The 20,327-nt window shown below is 45.1% G+C and carries 21 protein-coding genes; 16 read left to right on the top strand and 5 right to left on the bottom strand.

What is annotated here, in order from left to right; all coding sequences use genetic code 11:
* Positions 1-121: 121 nt before the first annotated feature.
* The 5 genes from D9A03_RS14695 (at position 122) to D9A03_RS14675 (ending at position 3,761) form a co-directional block, all read left to right on the top strand.
* Complete coding sequence (locus D9A03_RS14695; protein ID WP_120497984.1) at positions 122-745, top strand: DUF1007 family protein; 624 nt, start codon at positions 122-124, stop codon at positions 743-745.
* The gene (locus D9A03_RS14690; RefSeq protein ID WP_120497983.1) at positions 739-1,749 is read left to right on the top strand and encodes a nickel/cobalt transporter; all 1,011 of its coding nucleotides are present in this window, start codon (positions 739-741) and stop codon (positions 1,747-1,749) included. The genes D9A03_RS14695 and D9A03_RS14690 overlap by 7 nt, the downstream gene beginning before the upstream one ends.
* Positions 1,750-1,897: 148 nt before the next feature.
* Positions 1,898-2,215 (top strand): hypothetical protein, encoded by a 318-nt coding sequence (locus D9A03_RS14685; protein WP_120497982.1) that lies wholly within the window; start codon positions 1,898-1,900, stop codon positions 2,213-2,215.
* Positions 2,216-2,447: 232 nt separating this feature from the next.
* Complete coding sequence (gene speB / locus D9A03_RS14680; protein ID WP_120497981.1) at positions 2,448-3,266, top strand: agmatinase; 819 nt, start codon at positions 2,448-2,450, stop codon at positions 3,264-3,266.
* Between the two features lie 45 nt (positions 3,267-3,311).
* Complete coding sequence (locus D9A03_RS14675) at positions 3,312-3,761, top strand: hypothetical protein (protein WP_120497980.1); 450 nt, start codon at positions 3,312-3,314, stop codon at positions 3,759-3,761.
* 100 nt (positions 3,762-3,861) lie between these two features.
* On the opposite strand, the gene D9A03_RS14670 is transcribed toward D9A03_RS14675, so the two are convergent.
* Positions 3,862-5,508, bottom strand: coding sequence for a U32 family peptidase (locus tag D9A03_RS14670; protein WP_174233658.1), 1,647 nt, complete (start codon positions 5,506-5,508; stop codon positions 3,862-3,864).
* Positions 5,509-5,907: 399 nt separating this feature from the next.
* The gene (locus tag D9A03_RS20110; protein WP_120498009.1) at positions 5,908-6,159 is read right to left on the bottom strand and encodes a DUF1289 domain-containing protein; all 252 of its coding nucleotides are present in this window, start codon (positions 6,157-6,159) and stop codon (positions 5,908-5,910) included.
* Positions 6,160-6,369: 210 nt separating this feature from the next.
* On the opposite strand from D9A03_RS20110, the gene D9A03_RS14660 reads away from it, so the two are divergent.
* On the top strand, positions 6,370-8,031 hold the full coding sequence (locus D9A03_RS14660) for an adenylate/guanylate cyclase domain-containing protein (protein WP_120497979.1): 1,662 nt from the start codon (positions 6,370-6,372) through the stop codon (positions 8,029-8,031).
* A gap of 8 nt (positions 8,032-8,039) precedes the next feature.
* Here D9A03_RS14660 and D9A03_RS14655 read toward each other — a convergent pair whose 3' ends face one another.
* Positions 8,040-8,513 (bottom strand): M48 family metallopeptidase, encoded by a 474-nt coding sequence (locus tag D9A03_RS14655; RefSeq protein WP_162938179.1) that lies wholly within the window; start codon positions 8,511-8,513, stop codon positions 8,040-8,042.
* A gap of 260 nt (positions 8,514-8,773) precedes the next feature.
* Between D9A03_RS14655 and D9A03_RS14650 the strand changes: the two genes are divergently transcribed.
* Positions 8,774-9,583, top strand: a complete 810-nt coding sequence (locus tag D9A03_RS14650) for a class I SAM-dependent methyltransferase (RefSeq protein WP_120497977.1) — start codon at positions 8,774-8,776, stop codon at positions 9,581-9,583.
* Positions 9,584-9,860: 277 nt separating this feature from the next.
* Here D9A03_RS14650 and D9A03_RS14640 read toward each other — a convergent pair whose 3' ends face one another.
* Positions 9,861-10,463, bottom strand: a complete 603-nt coding sequence (locus tag D9A03_RS14640; protein ID WP_216825500.1) for a regulatory protein RecX — start codon at positions 10,461-10,463, stop codon at positions 9,861-9,863.
* A 51-nt stretch (positions 10,464-10,514) separates the two neighbouring features.
* On the opposite strand from D9A03_RS14640, the gene D9A03_RS14635 reads away from it, so the two are divergent.
* From D9A03_RS14635 to D9A03_RS14595, 9 genes are all read left to right on the top strand, one after another.
* Positions 10,515-10,796 carry a TfoX/Sxy family DNA transformation protein gene (locus D9A03_RS14635; RefSeq protein ID WP_120497975.1) on the top strand — a complete coding sequence of 94 codons (282 nt, stop codon included), beginning with the start codon at positions 10,515-10,517 and terminating at the stop codon, positions 10,794-10,796.
* A 103-nt stretch (positions 10,797-10,899) separates the two neighbouring features.
* Positions 10,900-11,724 carry an ABC transporter permease gene (locus D9A03_RS14630; RefSeq protein WP_120497974.1) on the top strand — a complete coding sequence of 275 codons (825 nt, stop codon included), beginning with the start codon at positions 10,900-10,902 and terminating at the stop codon, positions 11,722-11,724.
* 4 nt (positions 11,725-11,728) lie between these two features.
* A complete protein-coding gene (locus D9A03_RS14625) occupies positions 11,729-12,556 on the top strand; it encodes an ABC transporter permease (protein WP_120497973.1) in 828 nt (275 codons plus the stop codon).
* A 117-nt stretch (positions 12,557-12,673) separates the two neighbouring features.
* The gene (locus D9A03_RS14620) at positions 12,674-13,651 is read left to right on the top strand and encodes a TraB/GumN family protein (RefSeq protein ID WP_120497972.1); all 978 of its coding nucleotides are present in this window, start codon (positions 12,674-12,676) and stop codon (positions 13,649-13,651) included.
* Between the two features lie 70 nt (positions 13,652-13,721).
* Positions 13,722-14,669 carry a TraB/GumN family protein gene (locus D9A03_RS14615; protein WP_162938178.1) on the top strand — a complete coding sequence of 316 codons (948 nt, stop codon included), beginning with the start codon at positions 13,722-13,724 and terminating at the stop codon, positions 14,667-14,669.
* Positions 14,670-14,806: 137 nt separating this feature from the next.
* Positions 14,807-15,985 (top strand): aspartate aminotransferase family protein, encoded by a 1,179-nt coding sequence (locus D9A03_RS14610; protein ID WP_120497970.1) that lies wholly within the window; start codon positions 14,807-14,809, stop codon positions 15,983-15,985.
* Positions 15,986-16,017: 32 nt separating this feature from the next.
* Positions 16,018-16,926, top strand: coding sequence for an ornithine carbamoyltransferase (argF, locus tag D9A03_RS14605; protein ID WP_120497969.1), 909 nt, complete (start codon positions 16,018-16,020; stop codon positions 16,924-16,926).
* A gap of 18 nt (positions 16,927-16,944) precedes the next feature.
* Complete coding sequence (locus D9A03_RS14600) at positions 16,945-17,913, top strand: Hsp33 family molecular chaperone HslO (protein ID WP_120497968.1); 969 nt, start codon at positions 16,945-16,947, stop codon at positions 17,911-17,913.
* Between the two features lie 126 nt (positions 17,914-18,039).
* On the top strand, positions 18,040-18,633 hold the full coding sequence (locus tag D9A03_RS14595) for a hypothetical protein (RefSeq protein ID WP_120497967.1): 594 nt from the start codon (positions 18,040-18,042) through the stop codon (positions 18,631-18,633).
* A 101-nt stretch (positions 18,634-18,734) separates the two neighbouring features.
* On the opposite strand, the gene D9A03_RS14590 is transcribed toward D9A03_RS14595, so the two are convergent.
* Positions 18,735-20,327: TRAP transporter large permease subunit (locus tag D9A03_RS14590; RefSeq protein WP_120497966.1), on the bottom strand; the 1,593-nt coding region annotated here is incomplete at its 5' end.

Raw genomic sequence — 20,327 nt, 5'->3', positions numbered from 1 at the left:
TCATAATTTAATGTAATTTAAAAGTGACGATTATATTGTAAAGGAACAGATCAGAGTGATTTCTTGTAAACGAGTGGGTGTACGCCTGATAAAGCAGGGTTGGAGGTGTGCAACCCGTACAATGTTTTTACTTGTTTTGTTATACCCTGCTTATGCGCAATCACACCCCCATGTCTGGGTTGATGCAGCGCTTATTATCCACCGAAATGATGCGGGTGAAGTCTCTGCTTTGGAACCTGTATGGATTTTTGATGATCTCTACACAGCCTCTGTATTATCTGATCTGGATGAGGATCAGAGCGGTAAAGTCGAGAAGCCCGAGTTACTAACCTTTGCCAAAGAAGCCGTCGGAAACCTTCAGGAGTGGGATTATTTCCTGAAGGTTAAGAGGGAAGACGCGTCTGTTCTGCAATACAAAAAAGAAATCATGACAGATGGCACCGTTTTGAATGATCGTCTTTTGTTAAGATTCAGGCTTGAGCTTGCGGACCCGATCAAGGCGGGAACTTCTGTGAAGGTTCAGATGTATGATCCATCATATTTCATCGCTATTGATTTTATTGATGATAAAACAGTTTCTTATCTACCATCTACGCAAAGCGGTTGTACTCATAGCGTTACACATCCTGACGACTATGCAGAGAGTACTACAAGTCTTTCCGACCTAGTGTTTAGCGATGAAGAGGTTGCAGAAAATCCTGATCTAGGATCAATATTTGCCAAGACGGTTGAAATAAAATGTTGAAAATTTCAGGCCAGAGCAGGCGATCATCAAGTGCTATGTTGGCTGTTGTTTTGGTCGTACTTTTCTTTGCTGGTATTGCCGGGATAATCAGCATTTTTTCTGTAGAAAATCAATCGATTATTGATTTGACTCTCAGTGAAATTAGACAACAACAAAGAAATTTTTCCGCCCTATTAGGGAAAGGTGTCAGAGGGCTTGGTGATGGTATTGGCTATGATTCAATTCTCTACCTGATCTGGATTTGTTTCTTGTATGGGATTTTCCACGCCCTTGGTCCGGGGCATGGAAAGGCTGTTATTGCCAGCTATACTTTGACAACTGATACCAAGGTTTTACCAGCAATTTTACTATCAATGGCATCTTCCTTTGTTCAGGGGCTGACAGCGATTTTAATTGTCGGAACCTGTTATTTTCTTTTGGAAACAAGTGTTCGTAGTACATCGCTGGCTATCGAAGATGTTATGGAACCATTAAGTTATGGTGCTGTTGCCATTGTGGGGTTGGTTCTTATTTGGCGAGGAGTAAGGGGGAACTCTCATGACTGTTGTGGTCATGATCATAGTGAGGTTCAAGAACATCATCATACTTGTTGTGAACATCATGCTCCTGATCATCATACTCATGAGGACCATGCTCATGAACATTCAAGATCAGGTGATGTTCCTCATACCAGACGTGATTTAATTGCGATCATCCTCGCAGTTGGCATCCGGCCTTGCACGGGGGCTTTACTTGTTCTCATTCTTGCGTTTGTTCTCGGGCATTGGGCTGGGGGGCTGGCAGCGGTACTTGCGATGTCTTTTGGGACAGGTATTACCGTTTCTCTTTTAGCGATTGGTGCACGCGGGATACGCTTTCCCCTGATGAAGATTATGGATGAAATGGGTGTGCATGTCGGGTACTTCGGGCGCTATGTTTCTTTACTTGGCGGTATCGTAATTGCCATTATTGGCATACTCCTTTTGGCCGATATATTAATGACGCCAAAACATCCCTTTGCATAAAAGTAAAAAGTTTCCGGCAAGGTACTTTCGTGTCGAATTTCATAAATTGATTATTTTGAGGTAAACTGTAATTTTCGTAGAGTTTGATTGAAGACAGTAATTTTTCCCAAGGAGACATACCCACAGAAACATATCTAGGGAGATATGAATGTCAGATTTATTTAAACAGGCGTTTACAGTTGCAGGTATGATTGGCTTTGGTTTTTTAATTTTCCTCGGCGCATCAATTATCACCGGAGATCTCAATACGATTTTGCTAAAGCAGCGTAAGTTCTGGGTAGATTTGTGTGGAGATCGTGCCGACGCTCCTGTGTGTGTTCTTGCGGCCTTGGCTCTTGGATTGATTACAGCTGGATACTTCGTCCAAAGCCCTTGGATATTAGGGGCCGGTTTAAGTGCGACGGTTTTTTGTTATTTGAAATACAGAGAAACTCTTGTCCGTGACCCTTTTGATGGACGCGATTAATATTTGCCCAATATCTTCCGGTATAACACTGATATCACTCTGATGCCTCTGGGACTTGACCTGTTTCTTTAACAGCATAAGCTGGCTTCAAAACACATTTATAATCATGTTACTTAACTCTTGCTCATTGTTAATTTCAGCATTCAGGAACAATACCTACTCTGCATGCTTCACATCTTGATCAAAAGCTAAGTAAACATCTATCGTACAATATTCAGTTCAGGGGCTGATAATGGGTCTTCACGACATCAAACAGGGTGATTTGGCTTTACTGGGATTACCTATTGATCACAATTCCTCTTTTATGACCGGGCCTGCGATGGGACCACAAAGAATGCGCGAAGCATTGCATTGTGGCGCTGCAAACCTTACCAGTGAAAATGGTCATGATCTGGGGAATGATATCCGCCTCAAGGATCTTGGGGATTTACATTTTCACGATACTTCTACGGCCATCCCGTTCATTGAAAAACAAGCAGAAGAGATTATGGCGACTGGTGCAAAACTGTTAAGTATTGGTGGCGATCATTCAGTATCAGGTCCTTTAATAAGAGCACATAGCAAACGCTACCCTGATCTCAACATTTTGCACTTTGATGCGCATTCCGATCTTTATGATGAAATGCAGGGAAACAGAGACAGTCATGCATGTCCTTTTGCCCGGGCGATGGAAACCGGTCGCGTGAAGCGTCTTGTTCAGGTTGGTATTCGGACTTTGAACAAACATCAACAAGAACAGGCTGAAAAGTTCGGGGTGGAGATTATCGCCATGAAAGATTGGCATCCGGACATTTCGGTTGAGTTTGATGGCCCGCTTTATGTGTCAATTGATCTGGATGTACTTGATCCGGCCTTTGCTCCTGGTGTTTCACATCATGAACCCGGTGGGATGTCTGTTCGTGATTTGATTAACGCACTACATCGTCTTGATGCTGATTTGATCGGGGCCGACATTGTCGAATTAAATCCTCATCGCGATCTTGTCGGTATGACAGCAATGGTCGCTGCCAAACTGACAAAAGAAGTATCAGCAAAGTTGTTGGCTGAATAGAGAAGCCAAGTCGCGGCAGTATAGATTAATATATGAAATATGCTTATGAATGGTCAAGAACGACACCTTTACAAAGTTATCTCACGTCTTGAGAAGAATAATATAAGCTTTTCTATTGGTGGTAGCGGATTACTTTATTTTCTTGGACTTCAGGACGATGTTGGAGATTGGGATCTTCTCACAGATGCTTCACTGGACGCAGTTCGAAAGGCTATTCTTGGTCTTGAGTTCCAGGTTTTGGGTCCTAAGGCACCTTTTAACTCAAGTTATTTAATTCAGATCGCCTTGAGTGGCTTCAAAGTTGAGATCATTGGAGGCTTTGCCATTGAAAAAGACGGGGAGCGATATGAGATTCCTTCAAAAGCACATCTCTATCGCGACGGGCTTCCGTTGTCCAAGGTTGAATATTGGGTGAAAGCTTATCAGCTATTGGGTAAAACAGACAAGGCAGGTGCTCTGAAAAAATGGCTGGATAACAACCTTGGTAAGTTCTGAGTATTAACTATACTAACCAATTATAGTATAGAGCAAAGCAGCCCGATGTGACCGACCCTTTTGGTTCTGTGTGATGCTTACAAGCTTTGTTGCTGGGAATTTAAGCGTCCTTCATATCGCGATCAAACATTTCGCCCTGTTTTTTCTGGGCTAACAGAGTTCTGGCCTTTTCATAGATCGGGTCGTGCCAAAAAATTGCGCAACCGTTGCAACCGCGACCACAACAGCCTTCGGTGCCAATCCGCGGCGTTTTGGGAATGCGTTCACCATTTTCCTCAAAGATCGAAGCTTGGAGTTTGTCACGCTGTTTTTGGTAAAGAGTATCGCTACCTGTACCCAACTCTATTCTTTGAGCTGTTGCGTCTAGCTTCAATCGATCCCACTCTGCCTGTGTCAGGGATTTTTCTTTTCTGATGACCGTCTGTTCGCAAAGTTTTTGTTGTAGGGATGGGATATCTTCCTGATCAAAAAGAGACCAGGGAATAAGAATGATAGGTTTTTGTCCTGCATTAATGACGTCATGGGTCTGTTTGGATTTCGCATCGATAAACTCGTAGAGACGGATCAAAATTGTCTCCAGAGTACCCGGGGGAAGTAACTCTAGAACATCACCGGCCTGTAAACGGTTTTTGACAGCGATATGAAGTCCTTCATTCGTAATTTTCTCGATGTATCCGGCGTATTCATAATCGGCAAAGGTTTTTGTATGTTCGTAGTTGTGGGCATGGTTTTCAAGACGACCGTTGTGGAACGCAAGGGTATACCCGCGACTTGGAACTGTTGAAAGTTCTTCCATATAGCTATCCGGTGACCAGTTGTCCGGGTCTTGGTACCAGTCATCAATGGCTTGTCGATAGGCTCTCGCTGTTACGGCAACGTAGTAAGCACTTTTGTTCCGGCCTTCTACCTTGAGTGAATCAACTCCGATCCTGAGATAATCATCAAGTTTTGGCATAAGGCACAGATCTTTGGAGTTGAGAATATAGGACCCGCGTTCATCCTCTTCGATGGGCATCAACTCACCCTGACGGCATTCTTCTTCCATCATGAACTCGAAAAGATCCAGATTCTCTTCTGACAGATTGAGCTCTTTAACTGTTCCATCTTTGAGTTTCATGTGCACTTTGTAATGCCATCGGCAACTGTTGGCGCAATTACCCTGATTGGCACCACGTTCCGACATGAAATTGGATAACAAACACCTGCCGGAATATGTCATGCACATTGCGCCGTGCACAAAGGCTTCCAATTTTATTTCCGGACATTTTTCACGTATTTCGCACAGTTCCTGATAGTTGGCTTCGCGGGCAAGAACGCAAAGACTTGCCCCTTGTTTTTGCCAGAAATCAACCGAAATCCAGGAACAGACATTAGCTTGAGTCGAAATATGAAGTTCAAGCTCTGGCGCATTGTCTTTGACATATTGAAAAACACCGGGATCTGCGATGATAAAGCCATCCGGTTTGATAGCCTTGATTGTCTCAATAAACAGCGGAAGCTTGGGGATATCCTTGTTATGCGAGAAAAGATTGAGAGTCAGGTAAACCCGTTTTCCATGTGCGTGGGCAAATTGAACACCCTCGACAACTTCTTCCAGAGTAAAGGAAGATTTTGTCCTGAGTGACATATCCGGTGTGCCCAAATAAATGGCGTCCGCACCGTATAATACGGCTATTTTAAGTTTCTCTAATGATCCGGCAGGCATAAGCAATTCGGATTTTTGAGGGCGTGATACAATCTTGACCATTGGAAAACCAGTATTTGCGTATTAACTGGTCCAGGTTATGGCGATGATTTGAGGAAAAATAATTGATCTAGGGCAATTAGAGTGAATTAATTTGTTCATGGTTAAACCAAAATTCCCAGAGAAATAAAGATATGATAACCATAGCCCATGTAAAGAGTAGGTCATAGGATCTGATATGTAAGTCAGGTCCTACTGGATTGGGATAAGAACTAATACCAGTATAAAATGATGCGTCTGCGCTTGCCGTTTTTTGAAGGCTATTGCGTGACGAATAAAGCTTTGCGGGCAGATCCCAGAATTCTAGCAGAAGATCTGATGGTTCTTGCCAACAATTTTATGGCGTAAAGTTTTAAGAAGGCGAAGTAGTAAAGAAAGTTGAATGACGGTCAGGTTGTCTTATTAAGCGACCATGCCAGTGCGTCGTTGATTGATTGATTCCAGAAGATCTTGTTTTTCATCCCCTGTCATGATGACCCAATCTCTGATCTCATCTATTGTTCGATGACAGCCAATACACAGTTGAGTCAGATCGTCCATCTGGCAAACAGAGGTACAGGGTGACGGGATAGAGGAATCAAGTTCCTGAAGAAGTTTTTCGCGTCGTTGTTTACGACGGGCTGTTCTTTCTTCCCGGGATAATCTTGACGTCACGATATTGGTTTCCTGCACTGGATATCATTCCTATTCCCTATTATCCTACTCAGCTATTAATTAATTACTCGTTCTTTTCGCGACAAGAATTTATAACTAGAACGACAATAAACCCGGATATTTAAGGAAAAGTGCACGTTTTTTGTTGCAGCTTGTCTCCATCCAAGGTGCAACAAAATAATGTTGGAATAGAGAGAAGGGTAAAACTACATGGTTCGGACAATCCGTCTCTATGGTGGGCTTGTACTTTTTGTATATATTCTCACGCACTTGTTGAACCATATCCTTGGTCTCCATTCTATTGAGGCAATGGATGAAGGACGTAAAGCCTTTTTGGCTTTGTGGCGAAATCCTGTTGGCACTCTACTTTTATACCTTTCCCTGTCCTCTCACATGGCCCTTTCTTTATGGGGTGTTTATCAGCGTCAGCATCTACATATGAAGTTCTGGGAGATGGCTCAACTCCTCTCTGGCCTGCTTATTCCCTTTTTGTTGATTTTGCACATTTTAGGGACGCGGTTTGCGCATGAGATCTATGGCGTAGAAGATAACTATGTGTATGTACTCTATGCCCTGATTGTTCATAATATAGATGCAGGGTATCGACAGGCTATATTGATGATCTTGGGGTGGGTGCATGGCTGTGTGGGTATCCATTATTGGCTGCGATATAAGCCCGCTTATGCATATTACAAATCTTTGGCTCTTTCCTTTGCTGTTGTTGTTCCCGCTCTATCTATGGCGGGCTACTACGTTGCAAGTTTGGATGTTATGAAGCTTGCTGCTGATCCCCAGTGGCAAAAGTCATTTTTTAGTGGTTACAACCTGCCAACGGCAGAAGAAGCTCGAGATATCTACCGTCTTGAAACGGTTATTCAATTTGTCTTTGCCGGGGTGATTTCGACTGTAATTATCGGGCGTTGGGTTCGCTATGCCATTCAGCGGTGGCAGGGAACCTTTAAAGTGACATATCCCAACGGTAAATCGTTTCGTGCGATAAAGGGCACCAGCTTACTTGATGTGAGCCATCTGAATAACATGCCACATGCAGCCGTTTGCGGTGGCAAGGGGCGTTGTTCTACCTGTCGTGTTCGTGTTGGCAAGGGGTTGGGTCATCTACCAGAAAGCGAGTCCGGTGAACGTAAGGTTCTTACCCGGATCGGGGCATCGGATAATATGCGTTTGGCGTGCCAGACCTATCCCATTGCAGATGTTGAGATGACGCCTTTGTTACCTGCAAAAAGCGGTTTGAAGGCCGCGCGACGGGAACACAGTTCGATTTCGCAAGGGCAAGAACGAGAGATTGCCATTCTTTTTGCCGATATCAGAGGTTTTACAACCCTGTCGGAAAAGAAGCTCCCCTATGATGTTGTCTTTATTCTGAACCGCTACTTTGAAGCGATGGGAACCGCTGTCGAAGAGTCTGGCGGGCGTCTGGACAAATTTATCGGCGACGGTGTTATGGCACTGTTTGGTATTGATCGCGGTGTGGAAACGGGATGCAAGAATGCTTTGCGGGCCGCACGGCGAATGGCCGAAAAGCTGGATGAGCTTAATGCCCATCTTGCCCATGAATTACCCGAGCCTCTTCGTATCGGGATCGGTGTTCACACAGGCCCCGTTATCGTCGGGGAATTGGGGTGGGGACAGGCGACCTCTATTACAGCAATTGGAGACGCGGTGAATACTGCCAGCCGTTTAGAGGGGATGACCAAAGATTTAAAATCACAACTTGTTGTGTCTCAACCGCTCGCAAATATCGCCGGGGTAAACCTGGATGATTTTCCCCGGCAACATATTCAAGTCAGAGGACGGCAGGACGGGATGGATATCTGGTCGCTTGAAAGTGCGAAGGATCTTCCAGCTGTCTGAATACAGGGTTATTGAGCTTTTTCGTAAGCTTCGATTGCTTCTTTGAGTGAGGTGTATTCATCGCACCCAAAGGTGCAACTTTTATCCAGAACTTCCAGACGCTCTTTTGCTTTGGCTGGTTTGTTTAGCTCCAGATAAAGCTGTCCGAGGTATTCGTTGGCTCCACGATGACGCGGGTTTAAATCAAGTGCTTTGTTGTAATAACTAAGCGCAACATCTTTGTTCCCGAGCTTCCGTTGGCTATAGCCGAGCATGTTATAAGCATCAGCGTTATCAGGATCAGCTTTGATGGTCTTTTGTAAAAGAGGCTGAGCGTCGCTATATTTTTTGTCTTTGATTAACTTGATTGCGGTTTTTAGATCCGAATTCGAATTGTTTCCCCAACTGTTATCTCCTCCGCTGCTTGCCGCAAGGCTTGGCCCGGAAGCGCTCAAGAGAAATCCTGTTGTGGATAGTGCAATCGTGAGTGATTTTATGTTCATTAATTTGTTCCCCTTAATCATATAATCGCATTGGTTTTAGGGTTCTGTTGTCCTATAGTAATGATTGTAGGTTTTAAGCAGGTTTTCAATGATCTCTTGATCACATTATTCTGACATAGAAATAATGAATAAATTTCTGCTTCAGGTGTTAAGGCCCTCTTATGCTTAAAATAGTATGACGTAATTGAGCCTCAATACAATCAAACTTGCCGTCCTGGTAAGTTTGGGTTTTCAAATAATATTATTTATAGAAGAAAAAAATGCGAGAAATCGGAAAAGTAAATTCTGACGGAATAGATTTTGGTAAAACCGCCCAAGATTACGCAAAACACAGGGCCGGATTTCCACCACTTGTTTTTGATTTGTTGAAAGAACGGGGGATAGGTGTTCCCGGACAATCACTTGTTGACCTGGGAACCGGCACAGGGACTCTTGCCCGCGGATTTGCAGCGCGAGATGTCAATGTTACCGGAATTGACCCTGCTGAAGCCATTCTGGAACAGGCGCGATTAATGGCACAAAACGAAGGCGTTCGGGCTACGTTTCAACAAGGCAGTTCGGAAGCAACAGGTCTTGATAGCGGTTGTTTTGATGTTGTGACTGCGGGGCAGTGTTGGCACTGGTTTGAGGCAGAGAAAGCCACCGCAGAGTGTCAACGGATACTCAAGCCCGGGGGGTATCTTGCTATTTGTCATTTTGATTGGCTCCCTTTGTCTGGAAACGTTGTGTCAGCAACAGAAAGTCTTATTTCCAAACACAATCCGGCGTGGGAAATGTCAGGAGGAACGGGCATCTATCCACAGTGGACGATAGATTTGGCAACAGGTGATTTTGAAAACATTGAAACTTTCAGCCAGGATCTACTGGTCCGCTATAGCCATGAAGACTGGCGTGGCCGTATCAGGGCTTCAGCCGGTGTTTCTGCTTCGCTGTCCCCTGAAGATGTTGTTGATTTTGATGAAGAGCATCGCGATTTGCTACGCCGGGAATTTCCTGATGACCCCTTGTTTATTCCGCATAGATTGTGGTGTGCTGTGGCGAGAAAGCCACATGGAACGTCAATCACTTAACTGAGGTTTGAGGGGGGACTCGATCTTTTAGCCTAGTATATATAAGGCGTTCCAAATGTCTTTGATGAAGGTCCATATTGATTTGATAAGTGGGGTTTTGTTTCTAATACACTGCACTAAATCAATAAACGCGACTAAAGCGCCGATTATGAAGCAAATCAAACTTACTATCGGGTTCTGGAGAAAGAGTATTATTAATAAGGTTAAAAGTAAAAACACTAGAGTGTATATATAGTTTTTCATCAAGTCACATTATTATCCGTTTTTTATGTTTAATTTACAGTCTCGCTTCATCTTCCAGTTCTTCGATATCATCGGCGAGAATGACGCGTTCTGCTATGGCAAAAGAGAAACCTTTCCGGCCCAGTGCGGCGAGATCCTTGTCTCGGCATTCTTCACGTTTGTCGTCTGTTCGGTAAGGGCCGAGACGACGTTTTCGGGCATAGGAGATCGCGGCTTCCAGATCAGGATTACTGCTTTCTTCGCGAATAAGATCTATGGCGTTGTTGATGAGGTCTTCAGGGACACCCTTGAGAGACAGGTCCTGTCGAATGGCGCGCAGTGACATGCCTTTGCGGTGTAAACTGCCGCTTCGGCCTTCGGCGTAGCGGGCATCGTTCAGAAAATTCAAGTCGCGGAACTTAGAGATCAGATCTTCAATGATCTCTGCCCCTTCCTGAGGGACTGTTCCATGCTCCTTCGCAGAAAGGTTCACTTTGCGCATAAGATAGCGACGCAAGCCAGCCTCGGTCGTTGCGTAGCGTTCCAGATAAAACCTGGCAACGTTGCCCAGATATTTTGCTGTCGCTTTTCGCGGAACTTTAGGTTTGGGCTGTTCGCGGTTGTTTTTTTCTGACCGTTCCATCATGTTCTTATACATGCCACGGCGATGTTCCGAGGCCAATTTTTTTGTTGAATAAATTATGTCAAAATGAGCCGTGATCCAAAAGAAGATCTTCTTGCTTTAAAAAATCTGGGACCTAAGTCCGTTGCTCAGTTGGCAGATATTGGGATTACATCGTCTAGCCATTTGATTGAACTGGGGGCAGAAGAAGTGTTCAGGCGACTATACTTTCGTTTTTGCGATGAGCACAGACTTTCAGTTAACTATCTCTACGCCTTGGAGGGGGCGATAAAGGGATGTGACTGGCGTTTGATTCCTATGGAGAGAAAGCAAGAACTCAAAAATTTGTTGAAAGATTTGAAGTCTTAGGCCGTGTTATTTTTGTATATTTCATAAGGTCGGGGAAATAAAAATGGCAGAAATAAGAAGTAATCAGGATCTTCCCCTTGAAGCCTTCGGGATGGTTGCGTAAATGTGTCGCATGGCTTTGATCGATCAAAAACTCACCCAAATCGCTCCCCGTACCATAGGTCGTGTGAACACCCTTGGTCTTTGGACACTCTACAGTCGTGAAGTAAAACGCTTTTTAAACGTTTTTACCCAGACGCTTATGGCCCCTGTTATAACAACTTTGTTGTTTTTAGCTGTCTTCGCGTTGGCTCTTGGTGGCCTTGGTAGAACGGTGGGTGGTGTTGATTACATTACTTTCCTTGCGCCCGGTCTGATGATGATGACCATGACGCAAAATTCCTTTGCGAATACATCTTCATCAATTCTCATTGCCAAGGTTCAAGGCAATATCGTTGATATTCTTATGCCACCCTTGGCACCTTGGGAAATGGCTCTGGGGATTGTTGCTGGCGGGATTACTCGTGGTTTGATGGTTGGATTAACGGTATTTTTCGCCATGATGCTATTCCTGCCAATTTCATTGGCGCACCCCTTATCAGCACTGTGGTTTGCGGTTAATGCCTGTATGATGTTGGCTCTTCTGGGAATGCTTGGGGGAATCTGGGCGCAAAAGTATGATCATATAGCGGCCGTGACTAACTTTGTTATTACGCCACTTTCCTTCCTTTCTGGTACTTTTTACTCGATTGATCGTTTGCCTGATGCCTGGGTTGCTGTGGCACATTTCAATCCATTCTTTTATATGATTGATGGCTTTCGTTATGGCTTTATCGGCCATGCTGATGGAAATATTATGGTTGGGGCTATTCTACTTCCCGTGGTTAATCTCATCCTGTGGTTTGTTACACACCGTTTGATTGCCACCGGTTATCGTTTGAAGGCCTGATGAGATGAGCAATGCGGCACCAGACCAAAGCAACAAAGTTGTGCCCGGTGAAGGCGTACGTATTATCGCATTTTTGCGCATCTGGACTTTGTTCTACCGTCGTGGCGTTATTCGGTTTATGAGATTTTGGGTCGAGAGCCTTTTGGGGCCAATGGTCTCGACTATGCTGTTTATGACTGTATTTGCACTGGCTTTGGGACCGGATGGCGAAATGGTACCCGGACTTTCTGCATTGCAGTTTATTGCCCCGGGCCTTGCGGTTTTTGTGCTGTCGCAAACGGCTTTCCAAAATGTCTGCTTCATGCTGATTATTGACAAGCAGGAAGGGGTTATAACCGATGTCCTTATGGCGCCCTTATCACCAGTTGAACTTCTGTTTGGCTATAGCCTGGCTGGTATCGCGAATGCACTTCTTGTTGCGCTTTTACTCCTGAGTGCCATGACAATCTTTACGGGGCCTATGCTTTATAGCCTTGGCGTGACCCTTTTCTTTGCAATTTCTGCCGCACTCTTGTTTTCTATGATTGGTGTTCTCGTTGGTCTCTGGTCTGACAAGTGGGATCAGTTCTCTCTCGTGGATAATTTCCTTGTCCTTCCGCTCGGGTTGTTGTCGGGAACATTTTTTACACTCAATCGCATTCCGGAAAGCTGGCAGTGGCTTTTCGAAGCTAATCCCATGTTCTGGATCATTAGTGGTTTCCGTTATGGCATCACAGGCTATGGATCTGTTGAAGATTTAATCTGGCAGGGTATGACGCTTGTGTGCTTAGTTCTAATCATGATGCTCTGCGGCTGGCTACTGTTTAAGCGTGGTTACAAGATCAAGGCTTGATGTCCTTTTTTTATCCAGGATTTTAGACCGCATTTGATCTATTTTTCACTTTTTATAAGGAAGTGATTGTTAGGTTGTTCTCAAACTATGATTGTGGGATCTGTTTGAGAGCTTTTAATGTCTTTCTTTTTTTATAAGTTTTTACGCTTTGTCTTGCTTTCTGGCTTTTTGCTAACTGCTTCGCTGGCTTGGGCTGAGAACCAAGTTCTCTATGGCAAAGGCTTGTTCTGGAGAATTGAAAAAGATGGGCGTAAACCGAGCTATCTTTTGGGAACGATGCACGTTTCAGATAAACGTGTTTTGAAAATGAAGGATGAGGTTAAGCCTTATCTGACGAAGGCGAAAATTCTCTACAAAGAAATTGCGAATACTCACCGTGAATATCGCGAATATGTCAACATGCGTCTTCGTGATGATGACAGAACGCTGGATCAGGACCTTTCCGAGGACGATTTTAAAAAGGCAGTTGAAACAGTCAAACTGATTGATATAGAGGAAGAAGATTTTAAAGCTTATGAGCTCTGGTATGTATATGAAATTTTGGATGGAGCGCCGTGGTACCGAGGTAAAGACAAAGATCCTTTTGAAGAAGATGATGAACCTGTTTTGGATACACAGCTTGGTATGATGGCTTTCGACCATGATGTAAAAGTACAGGCACTGGAAAAAACAAGAGAAAGAGCTTTATTGCTTTGGGACCGACCAAGAGAAATGTATCTGGAAGCAATAAAGAGAGCCCTTGCTAACACGGATATTATTGAAAACATTAAAGAACGCCGTGAACTTCAGATCCAAAGATATCTTAGCCGTGATACGCAAAGAATGTATAACGAGCATGAAGAGCGGCTGAAAGATGAGCCCAAGGAAATCTATGACATAGAGAAAGTTGCCATGTTGGATAAAAGAAATCTCAATATGGTGAACGGGATGACCAAGGGGTTGATTAAGGGCAACTCTTTTACTGCTGTTGGTGCGCTTCATCTTCCGGGTGAAGAAGGCATATTAAATATTTTAGTTAAGCGGGGCTATACTGTTTCACGCATGGATTGTGATGAAGGCGAAAAAAATAAACACTGCCCTAATCAAGACATGTAATTTGCACAAATATCTGTAACAATAACCATATCCAACGTGGTTCATGAATTCCATTCCTTCAGGAATTAAGATGGCTTTGATGCAGATTAGCCAATTTCAAAGATTGGTTGAAAATATGATTTTTGTGCGTTTTTTCGCCAGTGTTTTTTTTGTCTTGGCTATTGTATTGCCTCTTCAGACCAGTTTTGCAGAGTCATTGATCAATGGTGATGCGGTGCTGTGGAAAATAGAGGGGCAGGGTGCAGAGGAAAGCTATATATATGGCACGTTAAATAGTAGTGATCGCCGGATCGTTGATGCGGGGGCTTATGCGCATACCCTCTTGAGAAACGCTGACTATCTCATGGTGGATATCCTTGATGATGATGCCATTAAACAAAAGCTATTTAGTGTAATGCTTTATAATGATAATCGTCGATTAAGAGATCTGGTGTCGCCAGAAACGTTCGAAAAAATCAAGGTTATCGGTTACGAATATGGATATCTGGCCAGGCAGATGAATGTTCTCAAGCCTTGGGCTGCACGTGTTGTGTTTTCATCTCCTCCTTCCGAAGCATCGCGTATTTCATTAGGGATCAGAACACTTAATCAAACGTTTCAGGATATTGCTAATGAACAGGGAATAGATATTGTTCCGCTTCAAACTATCGAAGAGCAGCTTCAAATTGCAGATGCCTTAAATGAAGCTGATCAAATCGCATTGCTGGATACGTTGCCCGCAGAAATTCAAACAGTAGAGGGCATTTATCAAACCCGGATTAACAACTTTCTCTCTCAATCATCCGGTGCTCTTTACCAGGAAGTTCTTGATGAGATATCTGTTCTCTCGCCAGAAGCGCAGGCAAAGTATATGGAAAGTCTTGTTTTTAACCGTAATCGCCAAATGGTTTCCCGAATGGAGGAGGCACTTCGCAAAGGCAACAGTTTGACGGTGATTGATGCAATCCATTTGCCCGGGCAGCAGGGCGTTTTAAAGCTTCTGCAGGATAAAGGCTTTACTATTACGCCAGTGAAGTAGTTTTTCTGCTAAAAACCTTATGAATCCTTCTTGTTCCAGTTGACAGCGGGTATTGATATTGGGTTAATACATTGCTCCGGGGTGACTGACTGTCGCCCCGGGCTTTGTTTTTTCAGCAGATATAAAAGAGAGATACCATGAGTGACGCAGTAATGCCCACCTACGCACGTATCGACCTCGCATTCGAGCGGGGCGAAGGTCCTTATTTATATACTGTTGAAAACCGACGATATCTTGATTTTGCTGGTGGTATTGCCGTTAATTCTCTGGGGCACAGTCATCCAAAGCTTGTTGCCGCATTGGAAGAGCAGGGGCGCAAACTATGGCATGTGTCCAACCTGTACCGGATCTCTGGCGGCGAAGAGTTGGCAGAGAAGCTGGTGGCAAACTCTTTTGCCGATAAGGTTTTCTTTACCAATTCTGGAACCGAAGCTCTGGAAGGCGCGATTAAACTTGCCCGCAAGTACCACAGTCATAATGGGCAACCACAAAAATATCGTATTATTACCTGTGACAGTGCATTCCATGGCCGGACAATGACTGCTTTGTCTGCCGCAGGGAATTCAAAGCATCTGGATGGGTTTGGTCCTCAAACACCTGGTTTTGACCACGTTGCTTTTGAGAACCTGAACGAGTTACGCGCGGCTATCGATGATGAGACAGCTGCTATTATGGTTGAACCAATCCAGGGGGAAGGCGGCATTCGTGCGGCATCCATGGATTTCCTCAAAGGCCTGCGGACGGTTTGTGATGAATTTGGTTTGCTCTTGATCTTTGATGAGGTGCAGTGTGGAAACGGTCGTACCGGTAAGCTTTTTGCTCATGAGTGGGCTGGGATTGAACCAGATGTTCTTGCTACTGCAAAGGGTATCGGCGGCGGCTTCCCAATGGGTGCCTTTATGGCAACCGATAAAGCTGCTGCTGGCATGGTGCCGGGTACTCACGGCAGTACTTACGGCGGTAATCCCTTGGCTATGGCCGTTGGTAATGCTGTGCTTGATGTGTTGTTGGAAAATGGCTTCATGGAAAAAGTCATCGAGATTTCTGACTACACTCGTTCCAAGTTGGAAAGTTTGATAGCCAATAATCCTGCGATTTTTGAAGAAGTAAGAGGTGCAGGCCTCATGCTTGGTCTGAAATGCCGGGTTCCCAATAGTGACGTGATCACATCAATGCGTGATGGTGGCCTTTTGAGCGTCGGCGCAGCGGATAATGTTATCCGGTTGCTGCCACCGCTTGTCATTGAGCGATCACACGTTGATGAAGCAATCACAATATTGGAAGACGTCTGTAAAGGATTAACCCTGGCGGCCTGATAATTGGCACCGGGTCTATAAGGTACAATACAATGACCCATACAAAACATTTTCTGGATTTAAATCAGTTCGAAACAACAAAACTAAGAGAAATACTGGGCTATGGGGCGCGGTTGAAATCTGGGGTAATTTCCGGTCGACCTCTGGAAGGTAAATCACTTGCCATGATTTTTGAAAAACCGTCAACGAGAACACGCGTTTCTTTTGAAGTCGGTATCAATCAACTCGGTGGTAATGCCGTTTTACTTGACCCCAGCAGTTCGCAAATGGGGCACGGCGAAACCATTGCTGATACGGCGCGTGTTTTATCACGTTTTGTGGACGCAATTATGATCCGGACTTCATCGGAAGAAATTCTTCACGAGCTTGCTGAATATGCGACAGTTCCAGTTATTAATGGCCTAACAGATGAGTCCCATCCGTGCCAGTTGATGGCGGATGTTATGACCTACGAAGAACATCGCGGTGCCATTGCTGGCAAAACGGTAACCTGGTGTGGTGATGGCAATAATGTCGCGACATCATGGATACATGCGGCGACACGCTTCGGCTTTGAGTTGAAATTGGCGACACCATTTGAGCTAGCGCCTGACCAGAAAGCTCTTGATTGGGCAAAGTCTCAGGGGGGAAAAATTTCAGTTACCCGATCAATGGATGAGGCTGTGCAGGATAGTGATTGTATTGTCGCTGACACATGGGTATCCATGGGCGATAAGGATGCGGCGAACCGCCATAATCTCTTGAAGCCTTATCAAGTAGATGAGCGCGTTATGGCAATGGCCAAAAGCGACGCGCTGTTTATGCACTGTTTGCCCGCGCATCGCGGCGAAGAAGTGGTTGCAGAAGTTATTGACGGCCCGCAATCCGTTGTATTTGACGAAGCAGAAAATAGATTACACGCCCAAAAAGGTATCCTTTATTGGTGTATGAGCAACCTTTAAAGGCGTTGGAGAAGAAAGATGAATGACACCGTTGGGGAAAATGTTGCGCAAGAGTTTTTAAGGGATGATGTGATTCAGCCCTTCTTGCTTGAATCAACAGGGATCAGAGGGCGTATCGTCCGAATGGGACCAGCTATTGATGAGATCCTCAAACGTCACAACTATCCACAAATTGTGAATGAGTTGTTGGGGGAGGTTTTGGCCCTGACGAGTGTCCTTTCTTCTTTAATGAAGTTTTCCGGGTGCTTTACCTTGCAAAGCAAAAGCGACGGCCCTGTCAAAATGCTTGTCAGTGATATGACATCCGAAGGAATTTTGCGTGGTTGTGCCGGCATTGATGAAGTTGCTCTCAAAGAGTTGTTGGATAAAACCGAGGACCATTCGGCACTCTCGCTCACTGATTTGACAGGTAAAGGCTATATTGCCTTTACTGTAGATCAAGGCGAGCACATGGAACGTTATCAGGGAATTGTCGAGCTGGAAGGCAATAACCTGTCCGAGTGTATTCAAGGGTACTTTAAACAATCTGACCAGATTAATACGGGTGTTCTGGTTAATGTTGCCCAGACAGAAGGGCATTGGCATGCCGGCGGCATGATATTGCAATACGTGCCTGGTGACGGTGGTATTAATCAACAAACGGATAAGGATGAGGACGAGATTAAAGAAGACTGGCAACGGTCTATGATCTTGATGTCCAGTTGTACGGAAGATGAGCTACTGGACCGTGATCTTGCCGTGACAGATTTGCTCTATCGCTTGTTTCATGAAGAACAGGTACGCGTATACGACCAACGTCCGTTAAAAGAAGGTTGTCGCTGTTCACGGGAAAAATTAGCCAATGTGATTAAAACAGTTTCTGCTGAAGAAGTTGATTCATATAAAGTTGATGGTGTCATTGATGCAAAATGTGAATTTTGTGGTCGTTCCTACGTTTTTGATGATGCCGCAATTGCTGAGATTCAAAAAGAAGTAGGGCAAGGCTAAGCTTTTAAGGGGCAAGGCCTTTGTCATGCCATATTATATCTTTACCAAGGGTATTTGATATCGTGAATCTCTTCTATAGGGGATACACGAAAAGTGGTCAGGGTTATTCAAAGGTGAGATTATAGAATGTTAAGTCGACGGTCATTTGTTCTAAGTGGTTTAGTTCTTGGTGGCACAGCTTTGGCCGGGTGTAAGACAGCGCCCTCTACTTATGAGTATGCCGAGCTAACCTATACACATCTACCACCCTATAACCTTCTGGTGCGGGATGTTGTTGTTGATCAGTCCTATGTCAGTCCAGCCAAATCACCGAACGTTGAGCATTTGTTTGATATTTCTCCTGCACAGGCGTCTGAACGCTGGGCAAGGGATCGGTTATATCCGCAGGGCAATAACAACGTCTTGAATTTTGTTATTAAAAACGCCGCTGTGACTGAAAGTAAGCTGGAGCAGCAAAAAGGCCTTACTGGGTTATTTACTTACGATCAGTCTGAACGTTACTCTGGTGTGCTTGAGGTTGAGCTACAGATCTTGAATGATCAGGGGTTTAACGAAGCTTCTGTTACTGCAAGGGCTGAACGTTCTGTTACTGTTGCGGAAAATATCAAGCTTCGAGAAAGAGAAAGAGTTTGGTACAAACTCACCGAAGACCTAATGACGGAAATTGATCGCCAATTGCAGCAAGGTATCGCAAAGCATCTAAGCCATTACGTTTTATAGTTTTTATATATAAATGAAACTTTATCGCTTTATGCAAATTAAAAAAAGCCGCTGAAGTTAATCCTCAGCGGCTTTTTTTGTTTTGTCTTTAGGCTGTTGTGTTAGCCAAAGATGACTTTCGGTAACCATGTTGCCAGTTCTGGAAAGAGAGCCAGAATAAGCAGGGCAATAATCTGAATGATCACAAAGGGAATAACGCCCTTGTAGATCTGCATGGTCGTGACTTCCTTTGGTGCCACACCTCTGAGATAAAAGAGGGCAAAGCCAAAAGGTGGTGTCAGGAAGGAGGTCTGCAGGTTCATGGCCATCATCACGCCAAGCCACACCGGGCTGATATCACTCATCAGCAGGATCGGGGCAACAATGGGAACCACCACAAAGGTGATCTCGATAAAGTCGAGAAAGAAACCGAGGACAAACATCACCAGCATGACAATCACAAGCGCGCCATAGGTTCCCCCCGGCATGTGGCTGAGGAACTCATGCACCATGTCATCCCCCCCCAACCCACGGAAGACCAGAGAGAAAACGGAGGCCCCGATCAGGATCACAAAGACCATCGAAGAAATTTCCATGGTCGAGCGCATGATCGGACGCAGAATGTTGGTACGCCAAACCCGACCAAGAGATACCAAAATCCCCCAAAAGAGACCGATAGAAGCAATGCCCGCAGCAATAATGGCAATCATATCTGTTGTCGGGATTTCATTTCTGGAAACCCGCAGGTCAAAGAAAGAAATCAGCACCAGCATAAAGATCAGGCAAAGTGTTGCGATAATGGTCGGACGACGGCTGCCAAAATCCATAAAGTCAAATGGAGAGGTCCGGTCAGCATGTTCTAATAGCCCGAGTTCCTGTGTACGCATCCCCGCCAGCAAGAGGGAACCAATGGCACCCACAGCCGCTGCTTCCGTAGGAGTTGCAATCCCGCTGAGGATTGATCCCAGAACCGAGACGATCAACGCCACCGGTGGCACCAATGCATGAAGGATCTTGTTCAGGAAAGCCCCGGGCTCAATATGGTTTTCATCCCGTGGAATTGGCGGAGAGCTGTCCGGGCGGATAATGGCCACGATCATCTGATAGGCGATGTACATGCCCACCAGCATCAAGCCGGGGATCAAAGCACCCGCAAAGAGATCCCCAACCGACACAGGATCAGGAGACCAGTTACCGATTGCCCGCTGGGCATCGGAATAGGCATTGGAAATTTGATCCCCAAGGATAACCAGAACGATTGAGGGTGGAATGATTTGACCGAGGGTTCCCGCCGCACAGATAGATCCACAAGCGAGGGAAGGGTCATAGCCTCGGCGCAACATGGTCGGCAGGGACAGCAGTCCCATAGTAACAACCGTGGCGCCGACAATCCCGGTTGAGGCCGCAAGCAAGGCCCCGACGATGGTCACGGAAATCCCCAGGCCACCGCGGACAGAGCCAAAGAGCTGCCCCATGGTATCGAGCAGTTCCTCGGCAACCTTGGACTTTTCGAGCATCACACCCATAAAGACAAAGAGCGGGACGGCAATGAGGATCTCATTGGTCATGGCATTACCATAAATACGTGATGGCAAAGCCCCGAAGAAAGAGAGATCAAAAACACCTGTGGCATAGCCAATCAGGGCAAAGGCTATGGCAACGCCCGCAAGGGTAAAGGCCACAGGGAAACCTGCCATAAGAAAGAAGCAGGCCGC

It is taken from the genome of Kiloniella sp. EL199 (assembly GCF_900313065.1).
In the GTDB taxonomy this organism is placed as follows: domain Bacteria; phylum Pseudomonadota; class Alphaproteobacteria; order Kiloniellales; family Kiloniellaceae; genus Kiloniella.
This window is presented reverse-complemented; position numbering and strand designations above follow the sequence as displayed.